The following is a 16,337-nucleotide window of genomic DNA, read 5'->3' on the forward strand; positions in this document are numbered from 1 at the left end:
GTCCTTTGTCGTTACTGTCCGAATCGACGCTGATTCTGCCCGTGATCGCCGACGCGCCGAAACCGGCGTCCAGCGGTGGCCCGGATTGAGCGTATGGCGGCGGGCGGCCCATGTCCTGTCGTATGAACAGGGGTACGAAAGCCGCAGATCGCGTCCCAGATGGCGAGCGGCCGGCCGAGCGGGCGGGGCGAGATCATAGATTGTGGGCATGGGGTTATCGCGGGGCGCGGATCGGACCTGGCTGGTGGCGTTGGCCACCGCGATGTGGGGCACCGATGCCCTGTGGCGGCAGCCGCTCGCGACGAGCCTGCCGTCGGCGAGCGTGGTGTTCTGGGAACACGTGATCATCGTGGTGCTGCTGGCGCCGTTCCTGCCGCGCGCTTTGCGTGCTCTGCGGGCCTGCGGCTGGCGGGAACGCGTCGCGATCATCGTCGTCGGGGTCGGCTCGTCCGCGCTCGCGACCGCGCTGTTCACCACCGCTTTCAAGTACGGCGACCCCGTGACGCCGCTGGTCCTGCAGAAGCTGCAGCCGATCTTCGCGGCCGTCGCCTCGTTCGCCCTGCTGCGCGAGAAGTTGCGCGGGCGCTACTTCGCCTTCGCGATCCCTGCCCTGATCGGGGCCTGGCTGCTGGCGTTCAAGAACCCGCTGCACATCGAGGTTTCGCAGGTGGTGCCCGCGCTGCTGGCGCTGGGCGCCGCGGTGCTGTGGGCGGCCGGGACGGTGCTGGGGCGGTTCGTCAGCCGCAGCGTTCCCGCGCGGGACGTCACGACCCTGCGGTTCGCCATCGGGCTGCCGGCGGCGTCGGTGATCCTGCTGTTCAGCGGGTCGCCGGTGGCGGTGGGCTGGCACAACGCGTTCGGGCTGGTGCTGCTGGCGCTGATCCCCGGGTTGCTCGCGCTTTGGCTCTACTACATCGGTTTGAGCACCACTCCTGCTGCGCGGGCGACGCTCGCCGAGTTGTCGTTCCCGGCGACGGCGGCGATCGTCGGCGTCTTCGTGCTGGGGGCGGAGTTGAGCGCGACCCAGTGGGTCGGGTTCGTGATCGTGGTGGCGATGGTGGCCGGGCTCGGCTGGCACGAGCGGGTCAGCACCACGAAGCTCGTCGAAGTTCCGGAGACCACGCGGGTCTGACCAAGGTCCCGGCGCCTTCCGGCGCCGTCTTGCTGTTGCACGACGTTTTCCCGTGGTGGCGCGTCCCTCGGAGTGGCGAACCGCTTGGCTACGTAGTGAGAGGCGGCGGTTTCGCGCGAAATCGCCATCTCGTGGGCGTGGGGAATGTTGATTTCGCGCGAAATCGCCATCTCGTGGGCGTGAGGAACGCCGGTTTCGCGCGAAACCAGCGCCTGGCAAGCGCGGGGAATGGCGGTTTCGCGCGAAACCGCCGTCAGCGCGAGTTCTCGCGCCGTCACGATGGGCGCCCCGCGGGCTTGCGGACACCCGCCTTCGGGTGGCGGGCTCAGGGGGCTGCGCGCCAGCCGCGCTTGCGGCCTCGGGGGATGATCACCGCCGCGATCGTCACGGCCGCGATCGCGACCGCCGCCGCCGTTGCCACCACTGCCGCCGTCACCTCTGGCGTCGTGTCCACGGGCGGTGGCATGTGGACCGCTGCCGGGACGACGGGCGGCTTTCCCCCTGCGGTGGGGAATTCCGCCGTCAGCGCTGCTTCCGGATCGATGACTCCGCTGCCGAGCAGCGGGTCCGGGGCGTTGCCGGGCGGCGGGTAGGCGGTGTCGCGCAGCCGGCGCACCACCTCGTGCGGGGACAGCGCCGGGCGGTACGACAGGACGAGCGCTGCGGCGCCCGAGACCTGCGCCGCCGCCACCGCGTCGCCGCCCGAGACGAACAGGCCGTTGCCGCGCGGGCCGATGCCGGTCATCATCGCGCCCGGGGCGGCGAGGTCGACCTTGATCTCGGGTGCCGAGGAGCGGACCGGGGCGCCGTTCGGGGCGATCGCCGAGACCGCGAGCACCTCGGGATATGCGCCCGGGAACGACGGGACCGCCTTGTCCGGGTCGCCGGTCGAAGCGGGCGCGATGACGACGGCTCCGGCCGCCGTGGCATCCCGGACTGCGGCGGCGAGGGCGCCGTTGCCCTCGGTGACCGCGGCCGAGACCTGGATGACCCGGGCCCCGCTCGCGATCGCCGAGCGGATGCCGTTGGCCACGCCGTCCGCCGTGGCGTTGCCCGCCTGGTCGGTGGCGCGGACGGCCACGATGCGCGCGCCGGGGGCGATGCCGGTGAATCCGCCGCCCTGGCGGGGCGTGGCGGCGATCAGGCCCGCCACGAAGGTGCCGTGGCCGACGCAGTCCTCCCCGGCGTTGGCGACCCGGTCGGCCAGGGCCGGGGACGTCGCGTCCACGCCGGTGTCGACGACCGCGACCGTCACGCCCGCGCCGTTCGCGTGCTGCCAGGCGCGGTCGGGGCGGAGCATCGCCTGCGCCCACGGGATGTCGTTGGTGTCCACTGTGGACGCCGTGCGGCAGCCCTGGTAGCTCGACAGGACCGGGGTGATCGGTGGCAGGTCCGGCGCGGCGCTCGCCGCCGGAGCGGAAAGCACCGAGATGACCCCGAAAACGGCCGCCCACTTGGCACAAGTTCGCACGCCCCGAAGCTATGCCCTGACGCCCGAAGGCGACACGTCCCGAAAAGAGGATCGCCGTGCCGGGGCGGCCGCCGTCGGGTCTGCTGAGTCCGCAAGTTCCATTGAAATTGGACCTTCGATTTCAATGGAAATTGCGGACCCCGGGAGCCGTCAGAGGGGGAGGTCGGAGGGTTGGAGGTTTCGGAGGTCTTCGAGGGTTGGTGACTGGAGGGCGCTGATGCGGCCCGCTTGGCGGGTCATCGTCGACTCCAGGAGCTGGCGGGCGTAGCGGGCGTTGCCGAAGTTCCGGTCTCGCGGCACCTGCTCGAAGTGGTCCAGCAGCGCCGATCGGACGGCCTCGCCGCACTCGTAGCCGTTGGTCTCCGCCGTGCGCTCGAAGATGCTGACCAGCTCCGATGCCGTGTAGTTCTCGAACTGCACGTGGCGGGAGAACCGCGAGCCCAGACCCGGGTTCGAGTCCAGGAAGTCCTGCATCTCCGCCGGATAGCCCGCGACGATCACCACCACCTCGTCGCGGTGGTCCTCCATCAGCTTCACCAGCGTGTCGATCGCTTCGCGGCCGAAGTCGTTGCCACCGGAGGACGTCAGCGTGTACGCCTCGTCGATGAACAGCACGCCGCCCCGCGCCCGCTCGAACGCCTCGCGGGTCAGCTGCGCGGTGTGCCCGATGTACTTGCCGACCAGGTCGGCTCGCGCGACCTCCACCAGCTGGCCCGTCGGCAGCACGTCCAGTCCGGTCAGCACCTCGCCGTAGAGCCGGGCCACCGTGGTCTTGCCGGTGCCGGGCGGCCCGGCGAACACCAGGTGGTTGCTGATCTTCGGCGTCGGCAGGCCCGCTGCGGTCCGCCGCTTGTTCGCCTCCAGCAGGTTGACCAGGTCTTCCACCGCCGACTTCACCGAGCCGATGCCGATCATCTCGCGCAGCTTGGTCAGCGCCGACGGCTTGTCGTCCGCCGCGGATTCCGGCTCGGCGCCCACGTCTTCGGGCAGCATCCGGGACAGCTCCGGCCCGTCGGCGTCCGGCAGCGCGGCCAGCCGGACGGCCTGCCGGTCGATCATCTCCTCGAAGAGCTTGCGGGCGGCGCGGCCGTTGCCGAAGTCTGCGCCGCGGTGCATCCGCCCGAAGTGCTGTTCGAGGGCCTCGCGGGTGCCTTCGCCGAGCTCGTAGCTGTGCGCCTCGCACATCTTCCCGACGATGGTGACCAGCTCGGGCACCGAGTAGTTCTCGAACTCGATGGTGCGGTTGAACCGCGACGCCAGGCCCGGGTTGGAGGCCAGGAATCCCTGCATCTGCTCGGAATACCCGGCCGCGATGACCACCACGTCGTCGCGGTGGTCCTCCATCAGCTTCACCAGCGTGTCGACCGCCTCGCGGCCGAAGTCGGGGCCGCCGCCCTCCTGCGCGTTCAGCGTGTACGCCTCGTCGATGAACAGCACGCCGCCGAGCGCCTTGTTGAACGCCTCGGTGGTCTTGATCGCGGTGCCGCCGACGATCTGCGCGACCAGGTCGGCGCGCGCGACCTCCACCAGGTGGCCGCTGCGCAGCGCGCCGAGCGAGGCGAGCACCTCGCCGTAGAGGCGCGCGACGGTCGTCTTGCCGGTGCCGGGCGGCCCGGCGAAGATCAGGTGCCGGCTCATCGGCAGCGCGGGCAGCCCGGCCGCCTCGCGGCGCTTGGCCATCTCGGTCAGGTTCACCAGCGTCGTGACCTGCTCCTTCACTCCGTCCAGGCCGACCAGCGCGGTCAGCTCGACCAGCGGCCCGGCCTCGGCGTCGGTGGTGTTGGCGTTGTCGCGGCTGTCCAGGTTCTCGATCTCCAGCCGGTCGCCGCCGCTGCCGGTGCTGTTCGGGATGTTGACGCCCGAGCCGCCGTTGCCGGTGGCCGTGCAGTTGGTCACCGAGACCGGTTCGGTCGTCTCGACGCGGACGCCGTCGCGGGTGTTGTCGACCAGTTCGCACTCGTCGAGCGTGGCGCGGCCGCCGCCGCTCACCAGCACGCCGTGGCCGTTGTTCTTGCGGATCTTGCTGTGCAGCATGGTCAGTTCCGCGTGGTCGGCGACGGTCACGCCGTCGCCGGTGCAGTCCCGCACCTCGCAGTCCCGGAACATGCCGGTGCCGCCGGGTTCCACGGCCACGCCGGTGGCGGCCCGGATCACGGTGCCGCTGACGTACGGGTCGGCGTCCTCGCCGATCCGCAGGCCGACCTCGACGACGTCGCCGATCTCGGACTCCTCGATCCGGCCGTGCCCGCCGCCGAACACCGCGATCCCGTCGCCGCGCGCCTCCCGCACGGTGACCCGGCGCAGCATCGGGTTCGCCCCGGCGCCCACGCTGATCCCGGTGCCCTCGACGTCGCGCACTTCGAGCCGGTCGAACTCCGCGACCGACTCGTCGGTGAGCACCACGCCTTCCTTCGCGCTGTCGTGCACGGTGGTCTCGCGGAAGCTCGGCCCGGCCAGCTCCCCGACGTGGATGGCGGCCTGCTTGGTGCCGAACACCCGCAGTTGTTCGTAGCTGCCCTTGGCCTTGTCGGTGATCAGCAGGCCGTGCGCCTTGCTGCGGCCGACGCGGCAGCCGGTCAGCACCGGCTCGCTGCCGCCGAGCACCACGACGCCGTGCTCCCGGGTGCCGGTGATCGAGCAGTCCCGCAGCGTCGGGCGGCCGGTGCTGTTCAGGTAGGCGCCGATCGCCACGTCCTTGACGGAGGTGTTGCTGATGGCGGTGCTGCTGGAGCCTTCCAGCGCGATGGCGGGCTTGTCGGTGCGGGAGATCTGGCAGTCCTCGACGGTGCCGCGGGATTCGGCGTTCGCGCAGATCCCGTTGCCGCGGCTGTCGCGGAGCACGCAGCGGCGGATCGTCGGCGCGGCGCGGTCGCTGATCACGATCGCCGAGCTGCCGAGGTGCTCGATCACGCTGTCCTCGACGACGCTGCCCGCCTCGGAGGTGTCCACGATGCCGGCGCCGGAGGAGTTGGTGACCCGGCAGTCGCGCATCGCCAGCGAGCCGGATTCCCTTGCCAGCACGGCGGTCCAGGCCGAGCCGGTGACCTCGCAGTCGTCCATCGCGGCCTGGCCGCGCGGAACGTCCACAGTGGGCAGTTCGGGGTCGCGGCCGCGCAGCACGAGGCCGCTGAGCTGCACGGCCTCGGACACCACCCGCACCGCGCTGCCGCGGACCGGGGCCAGCTCCACGGTGCGCGAGCCCTCGGCGGCGGTGATGGTGACGACCTTGGTGATCACCAGGTTCTCCTGGTAGCGGCCTGGGTGCACCGAGATGACCGCTCCCGGGCGGGCCTGCTCCAATGCCGCCGTGATGGTCCGATGACCGTCGGGCCCCTCCGGGCGGACCGAAAGCACAGGCCGTGCCACGCCACTCTCCTCCATCGACCGCGCGGATCCAACGACCGCTAAATCCGCTTTGCGTTGAAACGGTGTTCCCAGCCTGCCTTGCGCGGTGCGCGAGCGTTAGTCCCAACAACGTCGCCCGCCGACCCCTTTTCATGGGACTCCCGGAGCGTGGTTGCCGGGAGGTTAAATGGAACGGACGATTCGGAGAGCCGGCCGGCCACCCGGACCGGGCGAACGCACTTGAGGACTGTTCCGAGAGTGGCTTGCGCAGCGGTGCGGGTGGCGTGCAGGAAGGACCGCGCTCGCGGAAAACCCCGCGGGCAGGTCCACGAGAACCCGCGGCGGCGCGACCCGCACCGCGAGCGGCCACCGCCGCCGAAGGAACAGATCTCAGGGGTGACCAGACGTGGCCGGGGTGAGCAAGGCGCTGGCTGCGATGTGCCTCGCATCGGGAGCGGTCGGGTGGGCGCTCGGGCGCTGGACCCGCCGCTACCCGCAGCCGGAACTCCGCTGGCTGCGCCAAGAACTCACGGCCGCGAGCAACGCGCTGATCGAAGCGGAGCAGGGCCGGGCCGACCTGCGGCGCGCGCAGCGCGAACTGATCACCGCCATCTCCCACGAGCTGCGCACCCCGCTGGCCACCATCCGCGCCGCGGCGGAAGCGCTGCAGGACGGCGTCGCGCAGGAACCCGAGCGATACCTGGAAAGCCTGGTCGGCGGCGCGCAGCGGCTGAACCGGGTGACCGGCGACCTCTTCGAGCTGGCCCGGATCCAGGCGGCGCCGGTGGACCGGATGCCGACCCGGCTGGCGGACCTGCTGGATTCGGCGCTGGCGACGGCGCTCCCGGTCGCCCTGGAGCGCGGAGTGCGGCTGCACGGCGTCGGCCTGGACAGCGCGACCGATCCGGTGCTGGTCGACATCGCGGTGACGACGCGGGCCCTGACGAACCTGGTGATGCACGCGGTGCGGCACACGATGCCGGGCGAGCCGGTGACGGTGACGGCGGTGGTGTCGGGCGACGAGATCGAGGTGATCGTGGTCGACGGCTGCGGAGGGCTCATGGACCTCGGCGACTCCGTCGAGCCGGGCGACGTGGGCCTGGCGATCACCCGTGGCCTGATCCGCGCGCACGGCGGAGACGTCCGGATAGACCAGGTCACCGACGGCTGCCGCTTCATCGCCCGCGTCCCGGCGGGCATTTCGTGATGTAGGGGGCCGCCGGGATACCTGCCAAGTGCTCGGGTAGTGCGACGAGCCAGGTGGAGACGCAGTGGCCAACCCCACTGCGTCTCCACCTGGCCGCTGTCTTGCTGAATTGTCCAGTGTCAGGCGACTGTTACTCCGCCTTCGGTGGAGTCGGTGGAGCGGCTGAGGCTCTCCCAGGCGTCGAAGTCGTCCTGGACGCGTTGGCGCCCGGCGGTGACCAGGCGCAGCGCGTCCGAGCCGAGCAGGACATGCACGGGAGGCTTCTCCGCGTCCAGGAGGGTGAGGATGGCGTCGCCCGCGCGATCGGGGTCACCGATGCCCTGACCCGCGAGGGCCTGGCGGCGGGTCCGGATCGGGTCGAACAGTGCGTCGTAGTCGGCGATGCTGCGTGGTGCGCGGACCAGCGACCTACCTGCCCAGTCGGTTTTGAACGCGCCCGGAGCTACGGCGGTGACCCGCACGCCGAACTGGGTGACCTCTTGGGCGAGGGTGTCGGTGATGCCTTCCAGGGCGTGTTTGCTGCCTTCGTAGAACGCCAGTCCGGGGAAGGTGGTGTGCCCGCCCATCGAGGTGATGACGAAGATGTGGCCGCCGCGCCGTTCCCGCATGCCGGGTAGGACCGCTTTCACGGTCGCTACCGTGCCGAACACGTTGATCTCGAACTGGTGGCGCAGATCGGCCATCGATGACTCTTCGAAGGTGCCTTCGAGCCCGTAGCCGGCGTTGGCCACGAGCACCTCGATCGGGCCCAGTTCCGCTTCGGCGGCCCGCACCGTGGGGTCGATCCGGTCCGAGTCGGACAGGTCGAGGATGAAGGCCCGGGCGCGGTCGGGGTCCAGTGCCTGGAAGGCGGCCGCGTGCTGCTCGGTGCGCACGGTGCCCGCGACCCGGTGTCCGGCCGCCAGGGCTCGCCGGGCGATGGCCAGTCCGAGGCCGGTGCTGACGCCGGTGATCAGGAATGTCTTGCTCACTACGGGTGTCCTCTCGTGGATGGGGGCGTGCGTGGGCACGGCGGCATCGACCCCGCGGGTATGGCGGGGTCGTGTCCGGGTGGTGTTGGTGCTGGATCCGGGCGGTGGTCAGGACTCTGCGGCGGTGTCCCGGGTAGTCCGCGCGGCGGCGGGTTCGCTGCCCCAGCTGGCCAGCAGTCGCAGGCGCTCCTGAGATGGCGAGCCGGACGGCGCGCAGTAGACGACGAGCGACTGGCCCGGGTCGGCGACCGAGTTGAAGATCTCGTACTGCAGTTCCAGGTCACCGACGACGGGGTGGTGGAGGCGTTTGAGGCCGGTGCTGCGTTCCTGGACGCGGTGTTCTGACCACCACGCCGGGAACTCGGGTGAGCGCATCATCAGCTCACCGATCAGGTTGGCGATGCGCTGGTTTCGCGGCTGGGCGGCGGCGGCCAGCCGCAACCCGTGCACGTAGTCGCGGGCGACGCGTTCCCAGTCGCACCACACCAGGCGAGCACGCGGATCCAGCAGCGTCCAGCGCGCCATGCTGCGTTCCCGGCGCGGCAGCTCGGCCACATCGGGAAACAGCAACGCCCACAACGTGTTCCCGCCGACGACAGTGAGGTTCCGGTCGCTGACAAAAGCAGACGCCAGATCCATCGACTCCAGCACCTGTCGCAGCGCCGGTCGTAGCCGTGACGAGTGCTCGGCCCGGTCGTCGTGCCCGGCTGTGGTGCCCGCGAGGGCGAACAGATGCCGCCGCTCGATGTCATCGAACCGCAGCGCGTCGCAGAGGGCATGCAGTACCTGTTCGGACGGCTGCCGGGCGCGGCCTTGTTCCAGACGGGTGTAGTACTCGGTACTCACCCCGGCCAGCTGCGCGACCTCACCGCGCCGCAGGCCGGCGACCCGGCGACCGCCACCGAACTCGACCGGCAGACCGATCTCATCCGGCGTGAGTCCGGCACGGCGGGCCCGGAGGAAGTCGCCCAAGTCGTTTTTGCCCATGCCCTGAGTCTGCTCTTCACCCAGCCGAGCACCAAGGGCATGGCTGGCCCTGCCAGTACTACGCACCAGGTCGCGCGAGGCCGCGAGACTCGGCGAGGTCCGCCGAGAACGGGCATGGGTCATGCCAAGCCATTGCAAAGCAGCTTGCAGCTCACCCCCTATGCAGCGGCGGGCGGCCGGGCGTGCTCGACGGCCTGCGGAGTCTGGTCAACGGTGACCGGGCGCGTGGGGTCGGGGGTATCGCGCCCGGTCACCGGGGTGGGCCGGTGTGGTTGGGGTTTGGGGGAGGTCACCGCGCCGGCCCTGCTCGGGAGGCTTGGGCCGTGAGTGTTTTGGGGTGTTCTAGCGCCCCAAAGCACTCACGGGCCGTTACGGGCGCAGGTGGTGGCGTCCGGTGGGCTCATCGGGGTCGGTGGTGGGGAATTCTGGTGGTATGCGGGGATGTTCGCGTTCCGGCCCGTGTTCTTCGCGGGTTTCGGCTTCGATGTCGGCTATGAGATGCCAGACCGTGTAGGCGCCTTCGCCGCCTCCGGCGTGCTGGCCTGTGGTGAAGGCGATGGTGCGTGCGGGGATCTGGGTGGTGAGCATGGCGAGGATCAGCAGGTTGAACAGGACGAACGTGCTGAGCTGGATCCAGAACATTGGTTTCTCCGTACCGTTGAAGTTGCTGTTTTTGCTGGTCAGGGCCCGTGTGTACTTTGTGTCGCTATAGCAGCAATAAGTACTCACGGGCCTGTGGCCCACCCGGCGGTGATCCGCCGCCAGCAGCGCATGCAGGTGTCTTCGCGGATCCAGTCCACTTCGGAGCGGTCGTGCAGCTCTGCTGCGTCCGCTTCTGCTCCGCAGAACGCCACCACCGGCTTTCCGGCAGGGGTTTTCGTTGCTGTGATGGGGAAAGCGTGGCGGCCTCCGGTGACCGGGCGCCAGATGTAGGTCAAGTAGTCGCTCATGAAGCCTCCTTTTGGGACTTCCGCCTGTGGTTAGAGTCTCCCGTGAGCGATGCAAGTCTTGCAAGATCCACGATTGGGTGTATCGAAAGTGCTGGTGAATAGCCGTAAGGTGTTCACGTGTCCAATACGCCGAGAGCTCGCGCCCTAGCCAAGGAACTCCGTGCCGCGCGGAACGAAGTCGGCCTTTCGATGAAGCTCGTCGGGAAGCAGCTGGGCTGGTCCGAAGCCAAGGTGAGCCGCGTCGAGAACGCCAAGCAAGGCATCACCGAGTCCGACGTGTCGGCGATCCTCGCTGTGCTGCGCGTGACCGGTGCGGATCGGGAACGCCTGCTCAAGATGGCGCGCGACATCCACGAGCCGGCCTGGTGGGAGCTCGGCCGTGAGCTTCCTCAGCAGCTCACGGCGCTCATCGACGCGGAGCAGCGCGCTAAGACGATCACTGACGTGACGCTCAATGTGCTGCCCGGCTTGCTTCAGACCAGGGCATACACGCGGACGGTGATGGAAGCATCCGGTGTTCCCGAAGACCGGATTGACGACCACGTGTCGATTCGGCAAGTCAGACAAGGGATTCTGAGCAAGCGGGATCCGGTGGAGTTGCGCTGCTTCATCGACGAGACCGCGTTGGCCAGGCCAATCGGCGGTGCCAAGGTGATGGCCGATCAGCTGCGGAAGGTCATCTCCGCCTGCGAGGAACCGAACGTCACGGTTCGAGTAGTCCCGCTTTCAATTGGCGCGCACGCAGGCTTGAGCGGCACTTTCGTGCTTTTCGAGTTCATCAAGACTCGCCCTGTTGTGTACCTGGAAGCGCGGCGCTCGGGTGCTTTCATCGACGAGCCGAGCGACGTAGCGCTGTTCCTTGATGCAGTGGAACGACTGGAAGATCATGCTTCCGCCCTGGCGGCCTCGCAGGAGATACTGCAGAAGTACCTGGAGCAGTACGAGAGCGAGGCGAAATGACGCCCGATTTAGATGGCTGGCGGGTGTCCAGCTACAGCGGCGCAGAAGGTGACTGCGTTGAGGTTGGCTGGTCGAAGTCCAGCTACAGCGGCGCCCAAGCGGATTGCGTCGAGGTGGGCTGGTTGAAGTCTTCCTACAGCGCGGCTGAAGGCAACTGCGTCGAGGTTGCTTTGGCTCCCGGCCTGGTTGGGGTTCGGGATACGAAGGACCGGGATGGGGGCACCTTGGTGTTCTCCCGGGCTCAGTGGGCCGCTTTCGTCGGCGGGCTTCGTCGCCCGTAGCTCGGGTTATGGCTGGGTGGGGCCGAAGCGGTAGCCGACTCCCCAGACCGTGATCAGGATCGTCGGGTTCGCCGGGTCCGTTTCGATCTTCTCGCGCAGTCGGCGGACGTAGACGCTCACCATCGACGAGTCGCCCACCTGCCACTGCCAGACGCGCTGCATCAGCTCGTCCTTGCGGAACGTCGTGCCCGGGTTCGCGAAGAAGAACTCCAGCAGGTCACGTTCTCGGCCGGTGAAGCGCAGCGGCTTGCCCGCCTTGGTGACCTGGCGGGTCGTCGGGTCGAACGTCACGTCCTCGATCCGCTGGAGGTGGGACGGCGGCTCCGGCGGCGCCTGCTGCGCGGGTGCGGAGCGGCGCAGCAGCGCCTGCGCGCGCAGCACGAGCTCGCGGGGGCTGAAGGGCTTGGTGACGTAGTCGTCCGCGCCGAGTTCGAGGCCGTGGATCCGGTCGTCCTGCTCGCCGAGCGCGGTGACCAGGATGATCGGCACCGTGCTCTGCTCGCGGAGCTTGCGGCACACGTGCGTGCCGTCCAGGCGCGGCAACATCCGGTCCAGGATCACCAGATCCGGGTTGAACGCGGCGAAACCGTCGAGCGCCATGACGCCGTCGCTGGCCACCGCGACCAGCATCCCGGCGTGGTTGAGGTAGCTGGCGATGACCTCGGCCATCATCGGATCGTCCTCGACCACGAGCACCCGATGCCGGCGCACCGCGCCCGGGCCCGCGCTGGAAGGACCGCTGTCCACCGCCCGCCTCCGCTCAATCCCGACAGAGCCGAAGACTATCCGGTCGGCCAACCCCGCGGCCCGGATGCCCGCACCACTTGTCGTGGGGTCCGCAGTTTCAATTGAAACTGCGGACCCCCGCTACCCACATGGCGTTGGTCAACTCGGGTTCTTCAGGTGCGGCGTCTGCAACAGGGACGTCTTGCGGCGGGTGATGTACTGCGCGCGGCCCGTCGGGAGCTTCTGCGGGCGCACGTCGTGGAAGACCGGGCCTTCCGACGGCGGGCAGGACAGCAGCACCGCCGGCGTGTTCACCTCCTGCATCCGGCGCAGCAGCGGGTCGTAGGAGGTGCGGGCCAGGCCGTTGGCGCTACGCGCGACGATCACGTGCAGGCCGATCTCGTGCCCCTGCGCCAGGCAGTCCAGGATCGGGACGAACGGGTTGTCGTGCGGGTCCGTGCTCACCATGTCGTAGTCGTCGACGATGAAGAACAGCTCCGGGCCGTGCCACCAGTCCCGCTTGCTCAGCCGGGCCGGGCTGATCTCCGGGCCGGGCACGCGTTCCCGCATCGCCCGCGACGAACCCGCCACCGCCTCCCGCACGATGTCCTTCGACACCGCATAGCCGAGCCGGTACTCCTCCGGCACGGTGTCGAACAGCTCGCGGCGGAAGTCCACCAGCGTGATCCGGGCCTGGTCCGGGGTGTACTGCCTGGTGATCGAGCGGGCGATGTGCTGCAGCAGGTTCGTCTTACCCGTCGAGTCGTCACCGGCGACGATGAGGTGCGGGTGCTCGGTGAAGTCGTGCCACAGCGGCTCGATGTCGTCGCCGGACAGGCCCAGCGGGATCTGCAGACGGCCGCGCGGCGCCGGGAGTTCGGCGACGTCGAGGACCGGCGGCAGCATCTTCACCCGCGGCGCGGCCGGGCCGTTCCACGACGACGCGATCGTCGAGATCAGCTCCTGGGTGCCCTCGGAGGTGTCGCCGGCGCCGTCCAGGCGCGGCAGACCGGCCAGGAAGTGGGCCCGGTCCTCGGTCAGGCCGCGACCGGGGATCTTCGGCACCGTCGCCGCCGCCCGCATGTTGATCGTCGACTCGACCGCGTCGCCCAGCCGCAGCTCGAACCGGGTGCCGAGCTGGTCGCGCAGGCCGCCGGTGACCTCGCCGGCGCGGGTCGCGGTGATGATCAGGTGGATGCCGTAGTTCAGGCCGCGGGAGGCGAGCAGGGCGAACTGCGGCACCAGGTCCATGAAGTCCTGGCGGATCGTGCCCCAGCCGTCCACCACCAGGAACACGTCGCCGTACTCCTCGTCGGCGAGCTCGCCCGCCGCGCGCCGCCGCCGGTAGGTGGCCATCGAATCCACGCCGAGCTGGGCGAAGCGCTGTTCGCGGTCTTCCAGCAGGGCGGTGACCTGGTTGATGGTGCGCATCATGCGCTCGGTGTCGAGCCGGCCGGTGACACCGCCGACGTGCGGCAGCCCGGCCAGCGACGACAGCGTGCCGCCGCCGAAGTCCAGGCCGTAGAACTGCACTTCGCGCGGGGTGCGGGTGAGCGCGAGCCCGGTGATCAGGGTGGCCAGCAGGGTGGACTTGCCGCTCTGCGGGCCGCCCGCGATGAACACGTGCCCGCCCGCGCCGGAGAGGTCGGCCAGGAGCGGTTCGCGCTGCTGCTCGAAGGGCCGGTCGATCACGCCGACCTGCACCTGCAGGTTGCGCTGCGCGGCATCGACCGCGTTCAGCCCGCGGGCCGGGTCGATCGTCAGCTGCGGCAGCATCTCCTCCAGCGTCGGCGAGGCGTCCAGCGGCGGCAGCCACACGCGGTGCGCGGGCCGGCCGCCCTCGTCGGCCAGCCGCTGCACGGCGGTCTCCAGCAGCGATGCGCCGCCCTCGTCCTCCTGCTCCTCGGGTTCGTGGGCCACCGGCAGTTCGCGCGGCGGGATGTAGGAGGTGCTGAACGGGACGATCTGCCGCTCCACCACGGACTGCCGGACCTCGCGCCGGGCCTGCCGGTAGGTGCCCGACACGTAGGCGGCCTTGAACCGGGTCAGACTGTCCACACCGGTCTTGAGGTAGCCGGCGCCGGGCTGCGACGGCAGCTGGTGCGCGTCCGGAACACCAAGCACGCCACGGCTTTCCATCGCCGAGAAGGTGCGCAGACCGATCCGGTAGGACAGATGCGATTCGAGCTGGTGCATGCGGCCCTCGTCGAGGCGCTGCGAGGCCAGCAGCAGGTGCACCGAGAGGCTTCGGCCGAGGCGGCCGATCATCACGAACAGGTCCATGAACTCGCGGTGCGCGGCCAGCAGCTCGCTGAACTCGTCGACCACCACGAACAGCGTCGGCAGCGGATCCAGATCGGCGCCGTCGGCGCGCGCCTTCTCGTACTCGGTGGCGGAGCTGAAGTTCCCGGCCTTGCGCAACAGCTCCTGGCGGCGGATCAGCTCGCCGTGCAGGGCGTCCTTCATGCGCTCCACCAGCGACGCCTCGTCGGCGAGGTTGGTGATGACCGCCGAGGTGTGCGGCAGCTCGTCCAGGCCGAGGAACGTCGCACCACCCTTGAAGTCGACGAGCACGAAGTTCAGGGTTTCCGACGAGTGCGTCAGCGCGAGCGCCAGCACGAGGGTGCGCAGCAGCTCGGACTTGCCGGAACCGGTGGCGCCGATGAGCATGCCGTGCGGGCCCTGGCCGCCCTGCGCGGACTCCTTGATGTCCAGCTCGATCGGCGTGCCGTCGCCGGTGACGCCGATCGGCACCCGCAGCCGGGCGTTGCCCGACTTCCGCTGGGCCTGCAGCTTGGCCACGTCGAAACCGCGCAGGTCGTTGATGTTGAGCAGGGTGGTCAGCTCGAAGTCGGAGGTCAGCGGCTCGGTGGTGTCGGTGGAGATGGCCAGCCGGTAGGGGGAGAGCAGGCGGGCGAGGGACTCGGCGCGAAGGAGGCTGAGCGCATCCGGTCGGCCGATCGGGGAGTGGTCTTCCTTGCCCGCCCGCCCGATCTGCACCAGCTCGGCGTTGCCGGGGGAAACGCGCATGAGCAGGGTGCGGGGATCGGTCTGCCAGTCCAGGGCGGAACCGAGGTCGATGACGGTGACGTTGCGGTAGCCGCTGGTCGCCAGCCGGCTGTTGGGTGCGGTCTGCGCGCCGTCCAGGACGACCAGCACGTACGGCTCGCCCTGCCCGACCTGGGTGTCGCGCTCGAAGTAGGGCCGCCCGGCGATCTCCTCGCCGAGCAGACCTTCCAGCTCGCCGGTTGTTTCGGCGACCAGCCGGACCGGGCCCGCGCCGTCGGTCTCGGTCGGGTGCAGGCAGTGCGGCAGCCACTTCGTCCACTGCCAGTGGTCCAGCTCCCGGCCGAGGATCACGATCCGCAGGTCCTGCGGTGCGTGCAGCACCGCCAGCTGCGCGATCATCGACCGGACCATCGCGCGGGCGACGTCGACGTCGCCGCGCAGCAGAATCCGGGCGTAGGCGCGCAGGTAGAGCGGCACAGGCTGGTCGGGCACCGTGCCGTAGGCGCGGATGAACCGGCGCAGCGCGTGCGCGGACAGCGGTTCGAGGTCTTCGATCGGCTTGGTGTTGATCTCGGTGATCCGGGTGCCGAGCTGCTGCTCGCCGACCGCGATGCGGACCTCGCCGAAGTCCGGGTGCTCGGGGCGCACCTCCCACAACCGGGAGGTGCCGACCAGCGACCACACGGCGGTCGGCTCCGGGTGCCGCCAGGTCTGCGCGTGGCGCTGCTGCACGACCGTCTTGCGCACCTGGCGGCGGATCTGGCCCAGGTAGCGGAGGTAGTCGCGGCGGGCGCCGGTCACCTGCTGCTTGCGTTCCGACGCGGCGCGCAGGAAGTTCGCCGCGAGCATGCCGAGCGCGGCCAGCACCATCATGCCCATGGCGAAGTACATGATCTCGCCGCCGCCGCCCATGCCCGGGCGGAGGAAGATCATCACCATCGCCAGCGAGCTCAGCGCCATCGGCAGGTACGTGATCATGCCGGAGAACCCGCTCTGCCTCTCGGGTAGCTCCGGTGGTTCTTGGAGGGTGAGCTCGCCCGTCGGCATCGGTGGCCCCGATTGCCGCTCAAGGCGACGGAACAGCGTGACGCTCACGCGATTTCCCTTCCCGCTCGGGAAAACTTGCGACTCCAGCAGACTTCCACCGAGGGCCGGGACTTTCAGGTCACGTAAATCGGCGACAGCACTATTACCGAATTCCGCTTTATGGTTTTGCCAGGACGGCGACGCACTTCGTCAACGCGAACCTGCCGGCGCCGCCGCCCCGGTCTCGAACGCAACTGTCCCCCGGTGTTCGA

General features: G+C 69.7%; 12 protein-coding genes. 4 read left to right on the plus strand and 8 right to left on the minus strand.

Going from position 1 to position 16,337, the window contains the following annotated elements:
- Positions 1–208: 208 nt before the first annotated feature.
- Positions 209–1,132 carry a DMT family transporter gene (locus tag ACWEV3_RS08450; protein ID WP_452613246.1) on the plus strand — a complete coding sequence of 308 codons (924 nt, stop codon included), beginning with the start codon at positions 209–211 and terminating at the stop codon, positions 1,130–1,132.
- A gap of 325 nt (positions 1,133–1,457) precedes the next feature.
- On the opposite strand, the gene ACWEV3_RS08455 is transcribed toward ACWEV3_RS08450, so the two are convergent.
- A complete protein-coding gene (locus ACWEV3_RS08455) occupies positions 1,458–2,603 on the minus strand; it encodes a S8 family serine peptidase (protein WP_452613247.1) in 1,146 nt (381 codons plus the stop codon).
- Between the two features lie 150 nt (positions 2,604–2,753).
- Positions 2,754–5,969 (minus strand): right-handed parallel beta-helix repeat-containing protein, encoded by a 3,216-nt coding sequence (locus tag ACWEV3_RS08460; protein ID WP_452613248.1) that lies wholly within the window; start codon positions 5,967–5,969, stop codon positions 2,754–2,756.
- Between the two features lie 385 nt (positions 5,970–6,354).
- On the opposite strand from ACWEV3_RS08460, the gene ACWEV3_RS08465 reads away from it, so the two are divergent.
- Positions 6,355–7,155, plus strand: coding sequence for a sensor histidine kinase (locus ACWEV3_RS08465; RefSeq protein ID WP_452613249.1), 801 nt, complete (start codon positions 6,355–6,357; stop codon positions 7,153–7,155).
- 119 nt (positions 7,156–7,274) lie between these two features.
- Here ACWEV3_RS08465 and ACWEV3_RS08470 read toward each other — a convergent pair whose 3' ends face one another.
- From ACWEV3_RS08470 to ACWEV3_RS08485, 4 genes are all read right to left on the minus strand, one after another.
- Complete coding sequence (locus tag ACWEV3_RS08470; RefSeq protein WP_452613250.1) at positions 7,275–8,126, minus strand: oxidoreductase; 852 nt, start codon at positions 8,124–8,126, stop codon at positions 7,275–7,277.
- 108 nt (positions 8,127–8,234) lie between these two features.
- Complete coding sequence (locus tag ACWEV3_RS08475) at positions 8,235–9,113, minus strand: helix-turn-helix transcriptional regulator (RefSeq protein ID WP_452613251.1); 879 nt, start codon at positions 9,111–9,113, stop codon at positions 8,235–8,237.
- A gap of 369 nt (positions 9,114–9,482) precedes the next feature.
- Positions 9,483–9,755 (minus strand): hypothetical protein, encoded by a 273-nt coding sequence (locus ACWEV3_RS08480; protein ID WP_452613252.1) that lies wholly within the window; start codon positions 9,753–9,755, stop codon positions 9,483–9,485.
- 83 nt (positions 9,756–9,838) lie between these two features.
- The gene (locus tag ACWEV3_RS08485) at positions 9,839–10,063 is read right to left on the minus strand and encodes a zinc finger protein (RefSeq protein ID WP_452613253.1); all 225 of its coding nucleotides are present in this window, start codon (positions 10,061–10,063) and stop codon (positions 9,839–9,841) included.
- A gap of 117 nt (positions 10,064–10,180) precedes the next feature.
- Here ACWEV3_RS08485 and ACWEV3_RS08490 point away from each other — a divergent pair, with 117 nt between their 5' ends.
- The gene (locus ACWEV3_RS08490; RefSeq protein ID WP_452613254.1) at positions 10,181–11,023 is read left to right on the plus strand and encodes a helix-turn-helix domain-containing protein; all 843 of its coding nucleotides are present in this window, start codon (positions 10,181–10,183) and stop codon (positions 11,021–11,023) included.
- A complete protein-coding gene (locus tag ACWEV3_RS08495) occupies positions 11,020–11,304 on the plus strand; it encodes a DUF397 domain-containing protein (protein ID WP_452613255.1) in 285 nt (94 codons plus the stop codon). Before ACWEV3_RS08490 ends, ACWEV3_RS08495 begins: the two co-directional genes overlap by 4 nt.
- Before the next feature lie 6 nt (positions 11,305–11,310).
- Here the strand turns inward: ACWEV3_RS08495 and ACWEV3_RS08500 are convergent, their stop codons facing one another.
- A complete protein-coding gene (locus tag ACWEV3_RS08500; protein ID WP_452613256.1) occupies positions 11,311–12,051 on the minus strand; it encodes a response regulator transcription factor in 741 nt (246 codons plus the stop codon).
- 138 nt (positions 12,052–12,189) lie between these two features.
- The gene (gene eccCa, locus ACWEV3_RS08505) at positions 12,190–16,134 is read right to left on the minus strand and encodes a type VII secretion protein EccCa (protein WP_452613257.1); all 3,945 of its coding nucleotides are present in this window, start codon (positions 16,132–16,134) and stop codon (positions 12,190–12,192) included.
- Positions 16,135–16,337 lie beyond the last annotated feature (203 nt).

This window comes from Saccharopolyspora sp. NPDC003752 (assembly GCF_053605825.1).